Annotated in this window: 21 protein-coding genes; all 21 read right to left on the bottom strand. The window is 28.6% G+C overall.

Translation table 11 applies throughout. From position 1 onward, the window contains the following. Window positions 1-60: 60 nt before the first annotated feature. Entirely contained in the window at window positions 61-435 is a 375-nt protein-coding gene (locus L3B98_RS25665; protein ID WP_077361320.1) for a bifunctional adenosylcobinamide kinase/adenosylcobinamide-phosphate guanylyltransferase, read from the bottom strand. Window positions 436-458: 23 nt separating this feature from the next. Further along, a complete protein-coding gene (gene cobS / locus L3B98_RS25660; protein ID WP_238918777.1) occupies window positions 459-1,214 on the bottom strand; it encodes an adenosylcobinamide-GDP ribazoletransferase in 756 nt (251 codons plus the stop codon). Between the two features lie 80 nt (window positions 1,215-1,294). Continuing rightward, on the bottom strand, window positions 1,295-1,819 hold the full coding sequence (locus L3B98_RS25655) for a bifunctional adenosylcobinamide kinase/adenosylcobinamide-phosphate guanylyltransferase (protein ID WP_238918776.1): 525 nt from the start codon (window positions 1,817-1,819) through the stop codon (window positions 1,295-1,297). A gap of 19 nt (window positions 1,820-1,838) precedes the next feature. Continuing rightward, a complete protein-coding gene (locus L3B98_RS25650; protein ID WP_238918775.1) occupies window positions 1,839-2,369 on the bottom strand; it encodes a cob(I)yrinic acid a,c-diamide adenosyltransferase in 531 nt (176 codons plus the stop codon). Window positions 2,370-2,394: 25 nt separating this feature from the next. After that, complete coding sequence (cobT, locus tag L3B98_RS25645) at window positions 2,395-3,489, bottom strand: nicotinate-nucleotide--dimethylbenzimidazole phosphoribosyltransferase (RefSeq protein WP_238918774.1); 1,095 nt, start codon at window positions 3,487-3,489, stop codon at window positions 2,395-2,397. Between the two features lie 604 nt (window positions 3,490-4,093). Continuing rightward, a complete protein-coding gene (locus L3B98_RS25640) occupies window positions 4,094-5,050 on the bottom strand; it encodes a glucosaminidase domain-containing protein (protein ID WP_238918773.1) in 957 nt (318 codons plus the stop codon). A 115-nt stretch (window positions 5,051-5,165) separates the two neighbouring features. After that, the gene (locus L3B98_RS25635) at window positions 5,166-5,876 is read right to left on the bottom strand and encodes a histidine phosphatase family protein (protein ID WP_238918768.1); all 711 of its coding nucleotides are present in this window, start codon (window positions 5,874-5,876) and stop codon (window positions 5,166-5,168) included. Between the two features lie 597 nt (window positions 5,877-6,473). After that, window positions 6,474-7,040: an rRNA adenine N-6-methyltransferase family protein gene (locus L3B98_RS25630; RefSeq protein ID WP_015391551.1), complete on the bottom strand. Its 567-nt coding sequence runs from the start codon at window positions 7,038-7,040 to the stop codon at window positions 6,474-6,476. 218 nt (window positions 7,041-7,258) lie between these two features. Next, complete coding sequence (locus L3B98_RS25625; RefSeq protein WP_077361310.1) at window positions 7,259-8,416, bottom strand: aldo/keto reductase; 1,158 nt, start codon at window positions 8,414-8,416, stop codon at window positions 7,259-7,261. 372 nt (window positions 8,417-8,788) lie between these two features. Further along, entirely contained in the window at window positions 8,789-9,130 is a 342-nt protein-coding gene (locus tag L3B98_RS25620; RefSeq protein WP_015391549.1) for a hypothetical protein, read from the bottom strand. After that, the gene (locus L3B98_RS25615) at window positions 9,112-9,546 is read right to left on the bottom strand and encodes a hypothetical protein (RefSeq protein ID WP_238918767.1); all 435 of its coding nucleotides are present in this window, start codon (window positions 9,544-9,546) and stop codon (window positions 9,112-9,114) included. The genes L3B98_RS25620 and L3B98_RS25615 overlap by 19 nt, the downstream gene beginning before the upstream one ends. Window positions 9,547-9,801: 255 nt before the next feature. Next, window positions 9,802-11,235 (bottom strand): 6-phospho-beta-glucosidase, encoded by a 1,434-nt coding sequence (locus L3B98_RS25610; protein WP_238918766.1) that lies wholly within the window; start codon window positions 11,233-11,235, stop codon window positions 9,802-9,804. Between the two features lie 219 nt (window positions 11,236-11,454). Next, window positions 11,455-12,945 carry a transcription antiterminator gene (locus L3B98_RS29185; RefSeq protein WP_238918765.1) on the bottom strand — a complete coding sequence of 497 codons (1,491 nt, stop codon included), beginning with the start codon at window positions 12,943-12,945 and terminating at the stop codon, window positions 11,455-11,457. Between the two features lie 129 nt (window positions 12,946-13,074). Then, on the bottom strand, window positions 13,075-13,788 hold the full coding sequence (locus L3B98_RS25600; protein WP_238918764.1) for a GNAT family N-acetyltransferase: 714 nt from the start codon (window positions 13,786-13,788) through the stop codon (window positions 13,075-13,077). Between the two features lie 25 nt (window positions 13,789-13,813). After that, the gene (locus L3B98_RS25595) at window positions 13,814-14,332 is read right to left on the bottom strand and encodes a GNAT family N-acetyltransferase (RefSeq protein ID WP_238918763.1); all 519 of its coding nucleotides are present in this window, start codon (window positions 14,330-14,332) and stop codon (window positions 13,814-13,816) included. Between the two features lie 53 nt (window positions 14,333-14,385). Continuing rightward, the gene (locus L3B98_RS25590) at window positions 14,386-15,243 is read right to left on the bottom strand and encodes a putative RNA methyltransferase (RefSeq protein ID WP_238918762.1); all 858 of its coding nucleotides are present in this window, start codon (window positions 15,241-15,243) and stop codon (window positions 14,386-14,388) included. A gap of 220 nt (window positions 15,244-15,463) precedes the next feature. Then, window positions 15,464-17,845: an endopeptidase La gene (gene lon, locus L3B98_RS25585; protein WP_238918761.1), complete on the bottom strand. Its 2,382-nt coding sequence runs from the start codon at window positions 17,843-17,845 to the stop codon at window positions 15,464-15,466. Between the two features lie 124 nt (window positions 17,846-17,969). Continuing rightward, on the bottom strand, window positions 17,970-18,533 hold the full coding sequence (locus L3B98_RS25580) for a TetR/AcrR family transcriptional regulator (protein ID WP_015391541.1): 564 nt from the start codon (window positions 18,531-18,533) through the stop codon (window positions 17,970-17,972). A gap of 249 nt (window positions 18,534-18,782) precedes the next feature. After that, complete coding sequence (locus tag L3B98_RS25575) at window positions 18,783-18,962, bottom strand: hypothetical protein (RefSeq protein ID WP_015391540.1); 180 nt, start codon at window positions 18,960-18,962, stop codon at window positions 18,783-18,785. 157 nt (window positions 18,963-19,119) lie between these two features. Then, complete coding sequence (locus L3B98_RS25570) at window positions 19,120-19,890, bottom strand: cobalt-precorrin-6A reductase (RefSeq protein WP_238918760.1); 771 nt, start codon at window positions 19,888-19,890, stop codon at window positions 19,120-19,122. A gap of 45 nt (window positions 19,891-19,935) precedes the next feature. Beyond that, window positions 19,936-20,673, bottom strand: a complete 738-nt coding sequence (gene cobJ / locus L3B98_RS25565; RefSeq protein ID WP_238918759.1) for a precorrin-3B C(17)-methyltransferase — start codon at window positions 20,671-20,673, stop codon at window positions 19,936-19,938. Window positions 20,674-20,895: the final 222 nt, after the last annotated feature.

Here is a 20,895-nt window from a genome sequence, read left to right as displayed (position 1 = left end):
GTTTACATTTAGTAATAAATTTATAATTTAATTTCATCACTAAACTTCACCTCCAAATATTTATTTCAATTTTTCTTCAAGCCCAAAAAATATTCTATACACTGAAGAAGAATTCTTAGCTATAAATTGAATTCCTCTCCCTGTTTCTTCTCTCCAAATCCTATCTAGCTGCTCAATAGGGACAATTCCAGAATTTATTTCATCACAAACGATTATCTTATCTTTCATCAAATCTATATTATTCTCTAATATCTCAAGTGAGCTAATGTTCTGTTCAATACAAGCTCTAATAAATATATGTAATCCACATATGACTTTCTTATCATATTCGATTTTTTCATCTTTGCAAAAAAATATTTCTTCCTGTCCTATTTTAAATTTTTCCTTTATAAATTCTAGTTTTCCGTTATAAGCTCCCCCAAAAACTAATATCATCAATTTTTCCTCCAACTTCACATTTACATTATCCCTAATACTAATACGCCTACAACTTCACCTACTACTAATGCAAATCCAGCGACATCTCCTGAAATGCCTCCAAATTCTTTCCTACATTTTTCTACTGCTAAGGCAACTGAAATAACCACTGCTAATACCAAAATTAATCCATAAACCTTTAGTAGAACAAAAGATATTATAATCATTATAAATAATGATATTAACATTATTATTCTATCCTTAATATTAGTTCCTTTTTTGAAATAAGTTCCAAGTGTACTTTCTTTTATCGTTGTTCTACTCAAAAGAAAATATGCGACAATGCTTCTACTTATTATTGGAATCAAAATCAGCAAATAAAATTTAATATTTTTTTCTACAACAGAATACATTCCTCCAAACTGAAGAAAAAATAAAATTAATAAAAATATTACTGAAAATGCTCCTATTCTCGAATCTTTTAATATTCTAAGCTTTTCTTCTCTATCCCTTCTTGAAAGAATAGCATCGCATACATCCATAAAACCATCTAAATGAAGCATACCTGTCACAATAAACGGAACTACCATGACTATCACACTTTTTAAAATAATTGAACAATTAAAAAAGCTTAATAAATAATACACTACACTCCAAATGCACCCTACAATTAATCCAATAATAGGATATAACTTCATCATATTTTTAACACCTTCATCATCCCATTCGATATAAGGCGTTGGAAGTATCGTAAACATACTAAGTGCCATTATAAAGCTCTTATAAAGTTTTTTCATAAAAATATCTCCTAAAAAATATACAAATTTCATATTAGTTTAAATAAAAATCGAATTTAAATGCAGTCTAAATTTGATAATCAATTTTCCTTATGATATTTAATGTTACCAAAACTGCACTCAATTACCTTATCACATAATTTAGCAAGCTCTTTATTAATTTTTCCAAGTTCTCTTTTATAATTTTCTGTTATCTCGTCATACTTAATAGCATCATTAAAAATATAATCTGATACAATTATTACATTTTTAGCTTTCAAAATAATTTGTTTCAGTCCATTTAAAATAGTTTCACTTGGGTTAAATATTATTTTATTATTTATAAACATTTCATTAGTTAAAAGTGAAGTTATACTATCAATTAATACAGTATCATGAACATTTATTTTATCAATTATTTCATGTAATTTACTCTGCTTCTCTATAGTAATAAATCTTAACCCTTCTCTATTTTTAATATGTATTGCTATTCTCCTTTTATCTTCTTCATCATATGGTTTCATTGTAGCAATATATATCACCTTATCGTTATTTAAAGCTAGAGCGAGCTTTTCCCCAACTTCAGATTTTCCGCTTTTTGAGCCACCAATTATTAAATAATTCATCTCATTTTCTATCCTTAATTTATTTTTCTATACCAATTCTTGATGTTATCCCTTTTTCATAGGGATGCTTTATAGCTTTTATTTCTGAAACATAATCTGCCAGTTCAATTAATTTTTCATTTGGATTTCTTCCTGTCAAAACAACTTCTAAACCTTTAGGCTTATTTTTTAGAAACTCTACAACTTCCTCCAAATCTATTAAATTTAAATTCGTTGATGCTATTATCTCATCCATAATTAATAAATCAAAGTTTTCATCTATTGCTTTTTGCGTTACCTTTCTAAATCTTTCTTCATGCTCAAGCTTTGTTTGATTTTGTTCTTCTGGAGTCATGAATTTGAAAAATTTTCTTACTGGTTCTCCCTTTAATACTTGAAAATTTTCTCCCAATTTCTCAATAGAAATCAACTCTCCAGTATCATTGTCTTTCAAAAACTGAGTTAACAATACTTTTTTATTTCTGCCTAAGGCCCTAATTCCAAGCCCCATTGAAGCTGTAGTCTTTCCTTTCCCATCTCCGCAATAAATGTGAATAAGTCCTAACTCCATTTTTCTTCTCCTTTCTATACCTTTTCTATTTATTCTGCATTTTTTTAAGTTCATCTAAATAACTATCATTAATTTCAGCTTCCTCAAAGGTAGCCATATTATTCATTACTGCACAAGCTGAATCTATGATCGAAAAGGCCAATGGACATCCACTACCTTCTCCTAATCCCATATCCAAATTTAAAATTGGACTTAAACCAAGTTCTTTAATAGCTGCATTATATCCCACTTCTTTTGAACAATGAGAAGTAAACATATAATCTCTTGTATTATTATTTAACCTAAAAGCAATTAATGCTGCAACAGCTGATATAAAACCATCTATAACTACTGGAATTTTATAATAAGCAGCTCCTAAAAAAACTCCTGCCATAGCAGCTATATCAAATCCACCAACCTTTGAAACAACCTCGATTGGATCTGACTTATCTGGTTTATTTATTTCTATAGCTCTTTTTACTACCTTTATTTTTTTTCTGAAAGCTTCATCAGTAATTCCAGCTCCTCTTCCAACTACATCCTCTACACTTATAGCTGTTAATGCTGATAAAACAGCACTACTTGTTGAAGTATTTCCTATTCCCATTTCACCGACGCCAATAATCTCATAACCTTCATTTCGTGCTTTATTAACTGCCTCAATTCCAATTAAAATTGCCTGAGCTGCTTCTTCATAACTCATAGCTGACCCTTTAGCAATGTTGTTTGTTGATTTTCTTATTTTTCTATTAATCACATTTGGGTAATCAAAATCATAATTTATTCCAACATCAACTACCATAAGTTCTGTGTTATTAGCTTTTGCTAGAACGGCAACCCCTGTAAGCCCCTTAGTAAAATTAATTGTTTGAGAAAGAGTAACTGATTGTGGTGCTGAAGCAACTCCTTCTTCAACAACTCCATTATCTGAACACATTATTATTACTAACTTCTTATTAATATTATTTTTTATTTTCCCTGTAATACCAGAAAGCTTTATAGCCATTTCCTCTAGCTTTCCTAAACTTTTTAAAGGTTTTGCAAGGGAAGTCATTCTTTTCTCTGCTTGCAAGATAGCATCATTATCTGCCCCTTCTATAACCTTAATAATATTATTTAATTTTTTTATATTTTCATTCATTTTATATCCCCAATCATTAATTCAATTAAATGCTATGAATATTTTTGAAATCTTTTATTTTTCTATTATACCAAAATGTTTATATCATCCAAACCTCTAATTTTAATATATTCCATTTATCAAGGTTCACTCCTCAATTATCAATATATTAAACTCTTTTGGAAATCATTAAATTCTTTTTATAGATATCCAAATTAATAATCAAACTTATTAAGGGAATATAGATGCATCATTGAGAAATTATAATCGTAACACTACGCTAGAAATTAGATACATTTTTCTGGAAGCAGGCATGTGAAATTGAGCTGATGATGGTTCTTAATGGGGGCTTGTTTCATTTACAGCATGTCCAGATTTTATATCTGGAACACGCTGAAATGACCACAAGCCGCCATTTAGAACCTTCCAGCGAAAATTTCACTAGTCCTGTGGAAGATAAATGTATCTTATTTAGGTAATTGTTGCATAAGTTTAATTCTCGCTTTGGGTATCTTTAATCTCCAAAAAGTATGTATACAAAAATGAATGTCCAATTTTATATTCAGAAACATCAACTTTTTCCTTGGATCTTTTCTCATTAATTTTATTATAATTAAATTTTTAATTATTGATTATTCTTAAAGTAATTCATCTCACATTCGTAGTCTAAAAGCTGCAAATTCTGTTCTTGTATAATTTCTGTTAAAAGTTCTGCATAAATTTCTTCACCTTTATCATTTTCCACAGTACTATATCCAGCTTTCTCTATAGCTTTTGCCTGTTCTAAATACTGAGTCGCTGCAAATACACCACTCTTATTATATCTTTTATTATTTTTAAGAAATTCTCCATAATCCTTTATAGATTCTTCATTACTACCATAAACTCTAAATTCATCTTTAATTTTTTTATTATAATATTCTGAGGTATTCATCTTAATTTTATTACCCTTCCAACTAGAGTCTGCTTTAATTCCATATAAATTATGTGCTTTAACACTTAAGTCTGATTTTCCCCAGCCACTTTCTAATATTGCTTGTGAAATAGTTAAAGAAGGTAACACTCCATATTTATCATATATATCAGCTGCTTGAGGATATATCCCTTTTATAAATTCCTGTTTTGAATTATCATTTAAATTATCTTTTTGAGTTCCAGTATATTTTAAGTTATCTATGTAATGATAAACTTTTTCCTTTTGACTTTTACTAAAGGATAATTTTTTTAATACATCGTCTAATTCTACTAACTTATATTCGCTATTCTTAAGCTTAATGCTTGTACTATTTTCTTCTAAAAACATATTTGCTAATTCAATTAAACTTTCATCTGTAACATTAGAAAAATTATTTTTATATCTTACTCCATCAATGGCAGCCATATACTGCCAATTTACTTGCAACTTCCCAATACTAGCTTTATCAGCTGCCTCTATATATAATTTTGTATTTAGCTGTTCTAAATTAATATCCTTATATTTTTCTGCATAACCAAAGTAAATTTCTACTCCAATTAATAAAGAAAAACACAGAAGCATTATTGTAATTATCGTTCTTCTAATATTCTTTTTCCTTTTTCTCATGTAAACAATAACTCCTTTTTATGTCATTAAAATAAATATTAAATTTTTAAGCATATACCTGCACTAAAACTTATAATTATTTTGTGCAGATATATGCTTAATTCTAGTTTTGTATTTACAATTGTGCTTTTAAAGCCTTACCTTTTTCACTATAACTATTGTCATTTACAGATTCAACTTTAAACTTTCCATTTTCATATGTAATCTTAGATATACTTGAATTGTCCATATTTCTCACATTAAAACTTTTGTCCAAAGAATCAATAATTAATCTAAGCATTCCACCATGGCATACTACTAGAACATTTCCGCCTTCATCACTCACATTCTCCTTGCATACCTCTTCTAAAGTTTTCATTATTCTTTTTGAAGCAGTAGCATAATCCTCTGCTTGCTTTGTTTCATCCAAAGCTGCACAGGCATCACAATATGCCTTTTGAAAATCATATTTTTCTAGAGCCTCTTTAAATGAACTTACATTAAGGAAATTAAGTATATGCTTGAACTTCACGCTTTCAAGCTCTCCTTCGTATTTTCCAAAACCTACTTCTCTTAAGCCTTCCAATTCTTTCAATTCTAGATTTTCACTTGCTTGATTTTCTTTTATAACAATTTTAGCTGTTTTTATAGCTCTTCCTAAGTCACTGCTATACACTGCTTTAAATTTCACATCTCTAAGTCCAAAACCTGCATTTACTGCGACCTCAATTCCTTCACTAGTAAGAACTCCATCACACCATCCTTGCGTTCTTTCCGCTTTATTCAAGATAGTTTGTCCATGTCTCATTAAATATAAAGTGACTTTCCCACTGCTTTTATTACTCATTTTTTCCTCCATAAATATGTATAAAATTTATATTATATAGATATCAAATTTAAGAATCAAACTTATAGATGGAATATACATGCATCATTGAGAAATTATAATCATAACACTACACTAGAAATTAGATACATATTTGTGCAAGCGGCATATGAAATTAAGCTGTGATGATTATTAAGCAGAGAACCCAAATCTGTGATTTGGTGTGAATCGCTTACTCAGCGAACGAACGCGAGTCGAGTTTCCTCTATGGGTTATTCCACTTTCTGCTTGTCATAAATTTACTTTAGGAACATGCAGGAATGGATGCAACCTTCCACTTAGAACCCATCCAGCGAAAATTTCATAAGTCCGCTGTAATAAATATGTGTTTAATTTCGGTAAGTTCCGCATATATCTAATTCTTGCTTTTGATAACTATATTACTTTAACTTACAGCTTCATAAAACTATTATATAACAAAAGTAGATAAAACTCATAATGTTCTTTTCTAAAAACTTTATTATCCCTCTAATAAAAAAATAAAAGCTTATAAAAACACCCACCATGCATTTTTATAAGCTTTTATTCTATTTTTACTAAATCTATCTTATGTAAATCTTACTGATTATAATTTATGCAATTGAGCACATATGCTGGAGGTACATTTCTAAATTCCCTTTTTAAATCAATGTATTTAAAATATTTTTTAATGAATTTAATTTTAAATCTACTATACTGAAAGGTTACAAATTTTCCGTCTCTTTTAAGAATAATCTTTGTTTGCTTTAATATGTTTTCAGAAATTTCCTTAGGTAAACTTGCAAAAGGAAGCCCAGAAACTACATAATCCACATTCGTAATTCCATACTTTTCTAAATAATTACCAACATTTTCAGCCGAATCATTTACTATAATTAAGTTCTCTTCATTTTTAAACTTATCTTTTAATAGATTATAAAAATCGTAATTATACTCAAAAAGCATAACTGTAGTATTTCTTTGTCTATTTTCAAGTAATTTTTCTGTAAAAATCCCTGTCCCTGGCCCATATTCTACAATGCACCTTGCTTGTTCAAAGTTAATATCTTCAATCATCTTATCAGCTAAATAATTTGAACTTGGTAATATTGCCCCAGTTGCCCTTGGTTTCTTAATATACTGTAAAACAAACGATAGCTCCTTCATTTCCCATCATCCCCAATTTTTTATAATTATTTATAACATTATTAACTTATATTATAATTCTGTTGAGTATTTATTTCAACAATAATCATTATATATTTTATTAAGGACATCTCAAAATAATTTAAAATTATTTTGAGATGTCCCTATAATATTACTTTTATAGCTCCATATTATCAAATCTCTTTAAATTTAAAAGCATATAATACTTAATTTAAATCTTATGCAAATAAAGCTTTAACATTTTTCAATTCTTCTCTAATTTTAATAGCCTGTGGACAATGACTTTCACATTTACCACATTCTACACATTTATCAGCTCTTTCTGACTCATCAATCCCATTATATCTATTTTTAAGTTCTTTTTCTGTTGCTGGAGTAACAAATACATTATACTCATTATAACAAGAAAAATTCTTTGGAATATTAACTCCTGCTGGACATGGCATACAATACTCACAAGCTGTACAATTAACTTTTATTCTTTCTTCAAATGCCTTTTTCACACTCTCCATGATTTCAAGTTCATTTTCATTTAAAGAATTTGGTAGTGCTTCATTTGCAACTCTTAAATTTTCAGTAACATTATCCATTATATTCATTCCACTTAATACTACTGACACTTCTGGATGATTCCATACCCATCTTAAAGCCCATTCAGCTGGTGATCTTTTAATTTCAGACTTATCAAAAGTATTTAATATTTCTTCTGGAAGATCTCTAACAATCTTACCACCTCTAAGTGGTTCCATAATAACGACACCTAATCCTCTGCTCGCTGCATATTCCAGACCTTCTGTTCCTGCTTGAAAATCTTCATCTAAATAATTATATTGAATTTGACAAAATGACCAATCATAATAATCTACAATTTCCTTAAATACATCTAATTTATCATGAAAAGAAAATCCTGCATATCTTATTCTTCCATCTTTAATAGCAGAATCTAGAAACTCATTTATTCCTAATTTCTTTAAATTTTCCCATGAGCCTTTATTTAATGCATGTACTAAATAAAAATCAATTTTATCTGTTTGTAAGCGTTCTAATTGCTCATTTAAATACTTATCCATATCCTCTCTAGTTTTTATTAACCAGCTAGGAAGTTTTGTAGCTAAATTAACTTTTTCCCTATATCCATCTTTTAAAGCTCTACCTACAAATGGTTCGCTTTCTCCTCCACTTCCCATTCCAGTCCCATGATAAGGATAAGCGGTATCAACATAATTCACCCCTTCATCAATTGCATGGCGAAGCATTTTTGTAGCCTTTTCTTCGTCAATTTTAGTTGTGTCTCCATTAATTATTGGCATTCTCATACAACCAAACCCCAATACCGAAACCTTTTCATTTGTCCTTCCAAGTTCTCTATACAACAAAACAATCACTCCTTAATAACTATTAAATATTACATTAAGTAATACTTCAAGTATATTTTACTCCTTTGAGTCCACTCAAGGTCAATAGTTTTTTATTGCCTTGTGCCTAAAATGAAAAGTTAATTTCTTGTTTGCAATATTAAATTCGTGATTAATGACTTTAGTCTTGCACTACTTTTTTGATAAAATTTACCTTAAATGAAATTTGAAGTATCATTTTATTAATATAAGTAGACTTTAATCCTACATAACTCTAGAGTTTAGTTTTGCACGAACTCTAGAGTTTACCTTTGCAAGACTTATAAAATTAAAAGAGCAACATATTGCTCTTTTTGAATCCATTAAGCTTATTATGTTAGAAGTATCCCACATCTAAAACATAAGTACAAGTACTATTCCTCCACATATACCGCCAACTATAGCTGAACCAATATTAGGAAGTGACTTTTTAATTTTCCCTCCTGCTACAACAGATGCTGTGAAAACTCCAATAGCAGCTGCCCAAGCCATATCTATCCAAGTACTTCCACTTTGTTGTATTAAATGCTTTTCAATACCATGATTCATTACCCATATTGTTCCTACTATAATTATAGCTGATAAAAATCCGCCAATAGCTCCAAATTTATTTACAAGCCTTCCCCAAAATAGCCTAATAAATATAGGAAATATAAATGCTCCAATTATTGTTGTAATTATAGCTTGTCCTGGCATAATTCTCCTCCACATCTATTATCAATTATTTCTGAGTTTACGTCTCTAATCTTCTTATTTAATTTTTTTGCTTCAATATTTTTTTCTATAACTACAGATACATATCCTCCTAAAATTGCACCAATTGCTATACATATGAAAGTTGGTATTGAACTTATTACAGAATTTATTCCATATAATAAATAGCCCTTTACTACTAAAGAAAGACCTATAGCTAAAGCCATATCAATAAAAGCTGAATCTTCATCATGTTTGATTAATCCTAAATAATGCGCTATGTACCAAGACGATCCTGTAAGAAATAATGCTGCAAGATATCCTCCAAAAGGGCCAAGTTTACCTGTAAAAATTCCCCAAAATCCATTTATTATAATTGAAGCTAAAAAATATCCAAGTGCACTTTTTAAAAATTTCATTAATTTCACCTCAAATTAGACATACAAAATACTAACTCAATATATCTCTATTTTGTAATCTTCTTATATTTTTCGAAAAGTATACATATTGCAATTTTCAATACCCCACAGGGTACCCTTTCAAGGCATCAATGAACGTTGATTTCCTTTGGAAATTCTTAAGTTTTAAATGATTCTTATTGCAACATATATGTTAAAGAATAACCTCAAAATAAAAGTTTAATAACGTTATTTTGAGATTATCACTTTAATCAATTATAATTCTTCTCCATTAGAAGCAATTACTTTTTTATACCAATCAAAAGATTTCTTTTTAGACCTAGCTAGAGTTCCATTTCCTTCATTATCTTTATCAACAAATATGAATCCATAACGTTTTTTCATTTCACCTGTAGTAAAGGAAACACAATCTATACATCCCCATGGAGTATATCCCATTAAATCAACTCCATCTAATTCTATAGCTTTCTCCATTTCCTTAATATGCGATTTTAAATAATCTATCCTATAATCATCATTACATGATCCATCAGCTTCTTTAATATCAATAGCTCCAAATCCATTTTCTACTATGAACAATGGAAGTTCATATCTTTCATATAACAGATTTAAAGAATATCTTAATCCAACAGGATCAATTTGCCATCCCCAATCTGAAGCTTTTACAAATGGGTTTTTAACACTGGAACTTGAGCCTCCAGTTACTGAATCCTTATCCTCTGCATTAACACCTGATTTAACTGCATCTGACATATAATAACTAAAACCTAAATAATCTACAATCCCTTCAGATAAAATTCCAGCATCCTCAGCTTCCATCTTTATGTTATAGCCTTTTCTATTCCATTCTTTTATTGCATAAGAAGGATAGCGTCCTCTGCAATGCACGTCAGCAAAGAAATAACGATCATGCATTGCTTCAACCTGAAGCATCATATCATCAGGATTACAAGAGAAAGGATATATAGGAACAAAAGAGCACATACATCCAATTTTAAAGTTTGGATTTATTTCATGTCCTTTTTTCACAACTAATGCACTAGCAACCAATTCATGATGAACAGCTTGGTACATTACTTCTTCTCTTTTTTCCCCCTCCTTAAAATCAATTCCTGAACAAGTCCATGCAAAAATTGGATTTAAAGTATTCTTTTGATTATTAATTTCATTAAAAGTCATCCAATACTTAACTTTGTTTTTATAACGTTCCATTACTGTAGTAGCATATCTTACAAAGAAATCAATAACTTTGCGATTACGCCACCCACCATACTCTTTAACTATATAATATGGTATTTCAAAATGACTTAAGGTAATAACAGGTTCAATTCCGTACTTTAATAATTCATCAAACATATCATCATAAAATTTTAAACCTTCTTCATTAGGCTCTAATTCATCACCTTTTGGAAAAATACGTGTCCAAGCAATACTTGTTCTAAAGCATTTGAAGCCCATTTCTGCAAATAAAGCGATATCTTCCTTATAATGACCATAAAAATCGATAGCTTCGTGGTTCGGATAATTCATTCCTTCAAGTATTCCATCAGTAATTATTCTTGGCACTCCATGTGCCCCAGCTGTCATAACATCTGCAATACTAGGACCTTTTCCACCTTTATTCCATCCACCTTCAACTTGATGCGCTGCAACAGCACCACCCCATAGAAAATCTTTACTAAAAGCCATAAACTTTCCTCCTAAAATTTCATAATATATAATTTACACACTCATTAAAATTCAATTTAACAAAATTTGAAATTTACCATTAGATTCATAAAAATATTGTAATCTAAATCACTATTAAATATATTTAGACATACAATACATTTCCTAATCCTATTTTACAGATTCCGACTATTCTAAACAATCTAGATAAATTCACCTATTAGAGTGCAAAAAGGTATTTTATTTTTTATTCGTAACTTTCAAATTTTCCAAATGCTCATACAAATTGATAAAATCTTTTTGTTCCATTGTTGGACTGATTATGGCAAATGGAATATTAGTTCTGCCAGCAAGTGTAGCAGTTGTTATTATAAAATCAACTTCTTCTAAATTTTCAACTAATCCAAAAGTAAATTCTTGATATGTATAAAACCCATAAAATGAAACCTTTTCATTAAGATATGTAAAAATCTTATTCTTTATAAAATTAATTATACTTTGATCAAAATCACAAACAATAATAGTTTTAAATTTCTTACTCCACATTTCTTTTGTTGAAACTAAATGCATAGTTATATATGCTAATTCAATTAATGTAACCTCTAAACCTAATTCCTTTTTAACCACATTCCTCATCTCACAAGCAATTTTATATTCAAATGGATACGTTTTTATTATATTTTCGTCAATGCTATTTACTATACAATGCTTAAATCTCAATCTATTTATCATTGATGCTGTATATAATAGTAAAATATCTTTTATTTTGGGATAATTTTCTATGTTCACATCAAACTTTGCATATACATTTCTTATAAATTCTCTTGTTATATTTATAGCTTCTTTAGTATTTATATTTTTTAAATCTGTTCCATCTATAAATTGTCTTGACTTAAAATATTGCTGTAAATTTAACCATTCAATTTCAGGCAATTCTATTTTAAGTTGAGTTAGTATAGTTTCTCTTATTGCAGTAACCACTGGTAAAAATTCTTCTTCAATTTCAGTACTTTTTAACCTAAACCCAAGTTTACATCTTTCAAGTGCTATAAATATTTGATTACATAAAAATTGTGAGCTATGACCTGATAATACATATCCATATTTCTTTGTTTCAGAATTGATTATTGGAAATAATTTATCAGTTAAGATCACAATATTCTGATGGTTAAATAGATAATAACAATTTTTCATTACTGAACTGGCATTTGATTTTTTTGCTATAACCCAGCCAATAACATTGCGCTTATCCCATTCACTGCACTCAAGCTTTATCCCTTTATTCAGTGAATACTTTATATTTAAGTTTAAATTTTCTTTTAACCATTTTTTTATGGCGCTAATGTCATTATTAATAGTTGAAGTTGATATATAAAGCTTATCTGATAATTCTTCTATAGATATATAATCTTTCATTGTTAACTTTAGAATTATATACATCTGTCTTTCCCTAGGTGTATTAGGCAATTGTGCTATATATTCCTGATCCCAAACTGACTTTATAATATCGTTTTCTTTCAAACGCTTTTTACATATTTCCGTAAGGTAATAACCTTTTTTCATAATCGAATCAATTTCTATATTATATCCCTCTAATAATTTGTTTATTTCTTTAATATCAAGTCTTATGGTGCGTATGCTTACATTACATAGTTTAGCCAATTCGTTCCCTGTAATACATCCATCTGTATTTAAAATTGAATTTAAAATTTCTCTATATCTTCTTAGCACCTTTAACTCACACTCTTTTCAATACTATCTTCTGAATTACATTAATTATACTTTATTTTAGTTTATTCATAAATACATTAAATAATAAACACCAATGTTTATATAAAATTAAACATTGGTGTTTATTATTTATCTTATTAGCCAATATACTCTGTCCTTTGATAATTCAAATCCAAGCTTTTTTTGCAATTTTGTTGAAGCTAAATTATCTTCTGCAACTTGTCCATACGCATATCTATTATTTGCTAAAACATCATTAGTTGCTGCAATCTGCAATGCCATTCCAATTCCCTTACCTCTATACTTAGGAAAAACTTCTAACATTCCTATTGAACCTTCTGAATGGTTGCCAATAAATCCGCACAAATCGTTATTAATAAACGCACCAAGCATAACATTAGCTTTTAGTCTTTCCTCAATATAATTGCTATCTACAACCTCTGCCTTAGTATAATTGTTAATTATAATATCTTTATAATCAGTATTTAAATGCTTAATTTTAATATCAAAATTTTCAACTGGTATTAAGGTCTTTTTTGTGTATACTGTATTGTGACAAATCATCTGAGCTGAATAGTCATGTTTTTTTAACAACGAATCATAAGAAAATTTATCATGAGCAGCAATAATTTCTGCGCTATCCGGAATTTTAGAAATTAAATTTTCAGAAGTATGATTATTAAAAGCTGAAATCATGAAAACTTGTGAAGGAATATCTACTAAAAGCACGCCTTCTTCTGAAGCATATAAAATTTCGGCACTACCTCTTCTTATGCATTCCAACATATCTACATGTAACAGATAATTTTCAGACAGCATCCCAATTGCAATATCCTTTAACATATTAATTAATTCCTTTTCATTAAATTTAATCTATTTTCTTCAATAAATATGATGGATGATTAAGCCCTGTTGGTGCATAATATTCATCGTGCACGTATTCAAAACCAAGTTTTTTTATAAGTTGTGAAGACGCTAAATTATATGGATTATGCCCTACAAATATCTCTTCAAAGGATAAGGTTTCAAATGCAAATTTTATCATTCTTAAACAAGCTTCTTTTGCGTAACCTTTCCCCCAATATTCTGGTAATAAATGAATTCCTAATTCAGCTATATTTTTTTCTAGATCATAAGGTCTTAAACCACAACATCCAATAAATTTATTGCTTTCCTTCTCATATATAGGAAAATACTGAATTCTATATCTTTCATATGTATTTTTTTCTTTTTCTAATCTCTTTTCTATCTGCTCTTCTGTCATATTTCCTGTAGCTGATATATATTTAGTCACTACTTTATTTCCCCATAATAGATAGGCACATTGCTCATTTTCATTATCCCACACAGAAAATCCAACTCTTTCTGACTCAATATAAAATTTCACTAAATCTCACTTCCTAAAAAATATCTCTATTCTTAATTTTTTCACAACATATATTATTTCTTTATAAATATCCCAATCCTCATATCCACAGTAATAGTTAACTTTTCATATGACTCTAATTTTTCTTTATTCTCTGGAGTTGACTTCCAATAATGTGGTGTCATTTTTAACAAACTTAAGATTTCTTCTTTATTTAATTCCATATCAAAGGTTACATTGCTTTCTTTGATATATTCATTATCATCTTCGCTAGCTGTATAAACCTTATTATTCAAATGAACTTCAGAATATATAATATTTCTAAGCTGAATTAAGTGATTAATTCTAGGCAGTACCCTAACAAAAACTCCATCATCCTTTAAAACTCTGTTGCATTCGTCAATATCTATAGGACTAAATACAGATAATATACAATCTATAGATTTATCTTTTGCTGGAATATTAAAATTATTTGCAACTGACCATATGCAATCCTTATTTGATTTTCCAGCATGCTTTACAGCATCTTTAGAAACATCAAAGCCATAAAAATCTGCCTCAATATTTTTTTCCTGCATATAATTTTTCAAATTCACTAAATAATATCCTTCACCGCATCCTAAGTCAAGAATATTTATTTTCTCAGAATTATTTTTTCCTAACTCTTCAACAATTACTTCATTAATTTTATCAGATATCTTTTTATAGAAACCTCTATTTAAAAAATCTATTCTTGCAAGAACCATTTCTTTAGAATCTCCTGGATTCTTACTTCTTTTTTGATTACTAATAATTAAGTTGACATAGCCTTCCTTAGCTATATCATAAGAATGATTATTATCACATCTATATACTTTACTTGAAGTATCTTTAATTAAGCTTTCCTTACAAACAGGGCAAAGCAATAATTTATCATTAAAACTATTATTCATTGTTTACAACTCTCTTTCATGATTTGCATCATTAATTATCTAAGCTTTTATCAATAAGCTATTAATAAAAAATATTCTAATACATTTTACCATAAATATTATTGTAAATTCTAATATACACATTAAAAATAAAGTTTCTTTCTAATATAAAAATCTTCTGAACTTAAAAAAGGAAGAATCTATTTTATTAGACTCTTCCTTTTTTATTTGTTCTATTAAATTATATTGAATTCAAAGTTCCTTCTGGAGATACATTAAAATTAACTACATGTTCAACTTTTGGTAACGATATTCCTAAAGTTTCTCTAAGAACATCTTCTACAGTTTCAACTGCTACAATAGTTAATTCTTTCTTAACTTCTTCTGGAACATCTTTTAAATCAATTAAATTATCTTTTGGAATTAACACCTTTGTTATTCCAGCTCTTTGAGCTCCTAATAATTTTTCTTTAAGACCACCTATTGGAAGAACAGCTCCTCTTAAAGTAATTTCACCTGTCATTGCAATCTTTGAATTTACTTTTATGCCTGTAACTAAAGATGCTAATGCAGTAAATAATGTAATTCCAGCTGATGGACCATCCTTAGGCACAGATCCTGATGGAACGTGAATGTGAAGATCCTTTTCTCTGAAGTTTACTGTATTCAATGGTAATCTTGATTTTAATAAACTTAAAGAAATTCTTGCTGATTCTTTCATAACATCTCCTAGTTGACCTGTTAAAATAACTTGTCCACTTCCTGGCATATCAGTTGCTTCTATGAAAAGAATTTCTCCTCCTACTGCTGTCCAAGCTAATCCTGTTACAACACCTGGTGGATTATCATCTTGAGCTTTATCATGTCTTGAAACCTTTCTACCAAGTAAAGTTTCTAATTGATCTACAGTAACTTTAAATGGTAATTTTACCTTATTGGATACAATTTTTTCTGATGCTACCCTTGCAATAGTAGCTAATTGTTTCTTAAGACCTCTAACGCCAGCCTCTAAAGTATATTCACTTATAGTCTTTTCTAAAGCTTCATCCTCTACAACTAATTGAGTTTCATTCAAGCCATGTTCCTCAAGTATTTCTGGGATTAAGTGATTTTTACCAATGTGGAATTTCTCATTTATAGTATAACTTGATATTTGAATTACTTCCATTCTATCTAATAGAGGTCTTGGAATAGTTTCTAATGAGTTTGCTGTTGCTATAAAGAACACATCTGATAAATCATATGGTAAGTCTAAATAATGATCAGTAAAAGTATTATTTTGTTCTGGATCTAATACTTCTAATAATGCAGCAGCTGGATCTCCATTATAACCTGTCATTAATTTATCAACTTCATCTAATATCATTACAGGATTATTTTCTCCTGCTTTTTTAATACTTTGAATTATTCTACCTGGCATTGCTCCCACATAAGTTCTTCTGTGGCCTCTGATTTCTGCTTCATCACGAACACCACCTAAACTTAATCTAATATACTTTCTTCCAAGAGCTTCAGCTATACTCTTTCCTAAGCTTGTCTTACCTGTTCCAGGAGGTCCTACTAATAATAAAATAGATCCCTTTTTATCTTTTTTAAGTTGCATAACTGCTAGATGTTGGATTATTCTATCCTTAACTTTTTCTAAACCATAATGTTGATCATCTAAAATACGTCTAGCTTCTTCTAAATTAACCATTGTAGCTTCTGATTTCTTCCAAGGTAACTTTATTAATAATTCTAAATAGTTGCGTATAACATTATACTCAGAACCATTTTGACCTTGACTTTCTAATTTTTCTAATTCATATAACGCAGCTTCTTTTATTTCTTCAGGCATTCCAGCTTCCTCAATTTGCTTTAAGTAATCTTTTTCGCCTTTCGGACTTCCATTTTTACCTTCGTTTAATTCATCTTGAATTGCCTTTAATTGTTGTCTTAATACTGTTTCTCTATAATTTTTATTTGCCTTCTCAGTGAATTTTTCTGCCATTTCAAATTGTAATTTTAAAGCTTCTTTTTGCTTTAATAGATAGTCCATAAACTTTAGACCTCTATCTTTTATAGATTGAGTTTCCATTAAGTCATATTTCTCATCATTTGAAAGTGGCATAAACTGAACAAGATAACCTATTAATTTATTCAAATCTTTTTGATTTTCTATTTTTCTTACTATAGGTTCTGCTCCATCAAATTTTTTACTGATATCATAAGTAACATTTTTCATGTATTCTAACATTTCTTCTTTACTTTTCTCAGTAAGATCTATAATGTCTGATGCTGTTTCAAATTCAGCACTTACAAAATCTTCTCCAACTTCAATTGATTTAACTTCTACTCTATCTAATACTTTAATAGCAAATTCATATCCCTTTTGATTTTTTTCAATTCCATCTATTTGAATTAATACTCCAACTCTATGAAAATCTTCTTCTTTTAATTGGACTTGATTAAAATTTTGTTTCAATGGTAAAACAATAATATCTTGATTTTCACTATTTAATCTTTCATATTGCTCATCACTAATTCTACTGAATTTTAATTTGTGAGTCATATTTGATAATAAAACCATATTTGATATAGGTATAACTACAGCTTTTGTATTTTTTCTATCTAAATTCATCATATTAATCATCCTTTCTCTAAACAGTGTTTAAATGAATGCTCATTTAATTATTTTTTTAGTAATAGCGAGAAAATTTTGTTATTCTAATAATTCCAAAACTTTCTCGCTCATAAATCTTCTTCGATTAAAAAAGCAAAGCTTTTTGTATAATTCTAGTAATCTCATCTATCAATTCAACTTGTTTTCTTTCTTCAATGCAATTATTTATAGCAATTGATTTTACTGGTGAAAAAATTATTGCTGCTAGATTATCATTTTGAAAATCTCTAAAAATTCTTTTTTCTTTCAAGTTGTCCAATAAATAATTTAATTTATTAATACTATTTCTTGAAGCACATTGATTTGCTAAAGCTGGGCAATTTGAAAATTGATCTACAAAATGAAATATTTCTTCATTCTCTCTAATATAGGTATAATACTCTTTAATTAAAATTTCAATGAGCATTTGTCCATTATTAATATTGGAAACTTTATTAAGTAAATATTCTAGAATTTCTTCTGAATACTCAAGATATATATCTCGAAGCATTACTTCTTTGTTTTCATAATAGATATAAACGGTTGCCGGTGAAACTCCTGCTTCCTTTGCTATCTTTGAAATAGAAGTCCCATGAAAGCCTTCTTTAAGTATTAATTTAATTACCGCTTCTTTTATACTTTTTTCTTTTTCATCATCCTTTTTTCTCATTGTAAACACCTCTATTATATTTCTATAATAAACGAACATTCTTTTATTGTCAACATATATTATATAATTTCTACAAATTTAAACTTATAACAGAATAATTCATGGTAACCTGTTTAGACAATGGTTTTCTGAATGCTAAAGTATAAATGAAAATATCCTATGAAATAGATTTCCTAACTCTTTTCATAGGACATAATTGATTTTAAACTTATTATTTCATAAAATTAAATATGTATTCAAAAATACTTATTAGTTAGCTGGCTCCCATTTACAACGAACTGGAGAAACAATAGCATTTTCCTTTTTTAATTCTTTAAATGCATTATCAATTTCTTTACGATCTAACCCAGATAATTTTTCAACTTCACCAGCACTTACTGGTTTACCTGCTTCTCTCATAGTTTCTAACACCTTTTCTTTAACGCTCATTAAATTCATCTCCTCTTAATCATTTATTTATATATTATAATATATAAATAAATTTTAATCAATAATAATTATCTACTAAAATTTACTATTCAATTAATTGTTCGCCTATACTTCTTCAATCTATAATTGTTTATATATTGTAAAAAAACAGTGGTATTTAGTATGTTTGAGTTATTTTTACTATATGTTGAACTAATTCCTCTTCACTAGAAAAAGGTGTATCCCCTATAAATTTAGGTTTATCTATAACTATTAACTTAATATTACACTCTTTTGCTGCTTTATATTTTTCTAATACTCCACCTTCTGTGCCACTATCTTTTGTCAAAATCGCCTTAGCATCATATTGCTTAATAAAAGCCTTTTCAAGTTCATAGGATATAGGTCCTTGAAGTGCTATGATATCTTTAAGCTTGATTCCAGCATCTACAATTTTAGATAAGACATTTGGCGATGGTAAAATTCTATGTATCACTCTGTATTTGCATTCTAAGCTTAAAAATTTAGTAACATTATTTCCGCCTGTGGTATTCAAAACATTACCTTCTATGTTTTTTATAATATTAATAGCTTCATCATAATCTTTAACTCTTATTATATCTTCATCTTCAATATCTTCTAATGCACCTTTTCTTTCATATCTCAAATATTTAATATCAAGTTCTTCAGCACATTCTATTGCAGTTCTAGTAACAATTTCTGCATAAGGATGTGATGCATCTACCAATATATTGATGGAGTTTACTTTAATCCATTCTAACATTTCTTCTTTGTTTAAAGGTTTTGTGTTTAAATTTTTCATTTTAAATTTTTCAAGAAGCTGCCCACCATATGTTGTAGCTGTTGTTACTGCAATATTGTCAGTATATTCATTTATTAAAGATAAAATTTTTCTTCCTTCTGAAGTTCCAAGTATAAATCCAATCATTTTTTCTCCATTTCCTAACTCAATAAAAATTGGGTTATGGTCTAGTTAATTTTCACATTTATCTCTTTTATTTTCATAACCTCTAGGTGTTATAAAGTTTCCATTCTTATAAAAACTTTTAGTATTACCGACAATAACAATTGACATCATATCAACAACCTCTGGATCAAAATCTCCAATAGTAAACAATTTATAACTTTGTCCTTCTCTAAGAGCATGCCTTATCACAGCTACTGGTGTTGAAGCATCTCTAAATTCTCTTATTATTTCAATACATTCTTTTAAATAATCTGGTCTTCCCTTACTCTTAGGATTATATAACGATATTATAAAATCTCCTTCTGCGGCAAGCTTTACTCTCTTTTTAATATCTTCATAAGGTGTCATAAGATCACTTAAACTAATATTACAATTATCATGCATAAGAGGAGCACCAACTACTGATCCAGCTGCACTACTTGCGGTTATTCCTGGAATTATTTCAACATCTTCATATTCTTTAAGTTCAAGTATAAGACCCGCCATCCCATAGATACCTGCATCCCCTGTACTTATTAATGCCACATTTTTATCCTTACAAAGCTTTAAAGCTTCTTGGCATCTTGCTTCTTCTCCCCTCATTCCTGTTGAATATAATTCTTTATCTTTTACTAAATCTTTTATCATATCTATATACTTGTTGTATCCAACAATAACTTCACTATCTTCAATGGCCTTTAATGCCCTTAAACTCATATTTTCAATACTTCCTGGTCCTATTCCTATAACTCTTAATTTTCCCATTTTAAATCAACCTTTCATTTGTTTCTAAATTTTAAGCTTCTATAGATATCCAATTTAATAATCAAACTTATAAATGAAATATACATGCATCATTGAGAAATTATAATCGTAACACTACACTAGAAATTACATACATATTTGTGCAAGCTGCATATGAAATTAAGCTGTGATGATTATTAAGCAGATAAGTGAAAGTCCAAATCTATAATTTGGTTTCTTGAA

It is taken from the genome of Clostridium sp. YIM B02555 (genome assembly GCF_022320955.1).
Taxonomy (GTDB): domain Bacteria; phylum Bacillota; class Clostridia; order Clostridiales; family Clostridiaceae; genus Clostridium; species Clostridium saccharoperbutylacetonicum.
This window is presented reverse-complemented; position numbering and strand designations above follow the sequence as displayed.

Bases quoted from the DNA above. Each gene is read 5' to 3' on its own strand.
- L3B98_RS25600 (WP_238918764.1), bottom strand. From the start codon at position 13,788: ATGTTAAAGGATATTGCAATTGGGATGCTGTCTGAAAATTATCTGTTA.
- L3B98_RS25630 (WP_015391551.1), bottom strand. From the start codon at position 7,040: ATGAAGGAGCTATCGTTTGTTTTACAGTATATTAAGAAACCAAGGGCA.
- cobT (WP_238918774.1), bottom strand. From the start codon at position 3,489: ATGAATGAAAATATAAAAAAATTAAATAATATTATTAAGGTTATAGAA.
- L3B98_RS25650 (WP_238918775.1), bottom strand. From the start codon at position 2,369: ATGGAGTTAGGACTTATTCACATTTATTGCGGAGATGGGAAAGGAAAG.
- cobJ (WP_238918759.1), bottom strand. From the start codon at position 20,673: ATGGGAAAATTAAGAGTTATAGGAATAGGACCAGGAAGTATTGAAAAT.
- L3B98_RS25665 (WP_077361320.1), bottom strand. From the start codon at position 435: ATGATATTAGTTTTTGGGGGAGCTTATAACGGAAAACTAGAATTTATA.
- L3B98_RS25620 (WP_015391549.1), bottom strand. From the start codon at position 9,130: ATGCCAGGACAAGCTATAATTACAACAATAATTGGAGCATTTATATTT.
- L3B98_RS25640 (WP_238918773.1), bottom strand. From the start codon at position 5,050: ATGAGAAAAAGGAAAAAGAATATTAGAAGAACGATAATTACAATAATG.
- L3B98_RS25655 (WP_238918776.1), bottom strand. From the start codon at position 1,819: ATGAATTATTTAATAATTGGTGGCTCAAAAAGCGGAAAATCTGAAGTT.
- L3B98_RS25575 (WP_015391540.1), bottom strand. From the start codon at position 18,962: ATGAGCGTTAAAGAAAAGGTGTTAGAAACTATGAGAGAAGCAGGTAAA.
- L3B98_RS25635 (WP_238918768.1), bottom strand. From the start codon at position 5,876: ATGAGTAATAAAAGCAGTGGGAAAGTCACTTTATATTTAATGAGACAT.
- L3B98_RS25580 (WP_015391541.1), bottom strand. From the start codon at position 18,533: ATGAGAAAAAAGGATGATGAAAAAGAAAAAAGTATAAAAGAAGCGGTA.
- L3B98_RS25570 (WP_238918760.1), bottom strand. From the start codon at position 19,890: ATGATTGGATTTATACTTGGAACTTCAGAAGGAAGAAAAATTTTATCT.
- L3B98_RS25615 (WP_238918767.1), bottom strand. From the start codon at position 9,546: ATGAAATTTTTAAAAAGTGCACTTGGATATTTTTTAGCTTCAATTATA.
- L3B98_RS25610 (WP_238918766.1), bottom strand. From the start codon at position 11,235: ATGGCTTTTAGTAAAGATTTTCTATGGGGTGGTGCTGTTGCAGCGCAT.
- L3B98_RS25590 (WP_238918762.1), bottom strand. From the start codon at position 15,243: ATGAATAATAGTTTTAATGATAAATTATTGCTTTGCCCTGTTTGTAAG.
- lon (WP_238918761.1), bottom strand. From the start codon at position 17,845: ATGATGAATTTAGATAGAAAAAATACAAAAGCTGTAGTTATACCTATA.
- cobS (WP_238918777.1), bottom strand. From the start codon at position 1,214: ATGAAAAAACTTTATAAGAGCTTTATAATGGCACTTAGTATGTTTACG.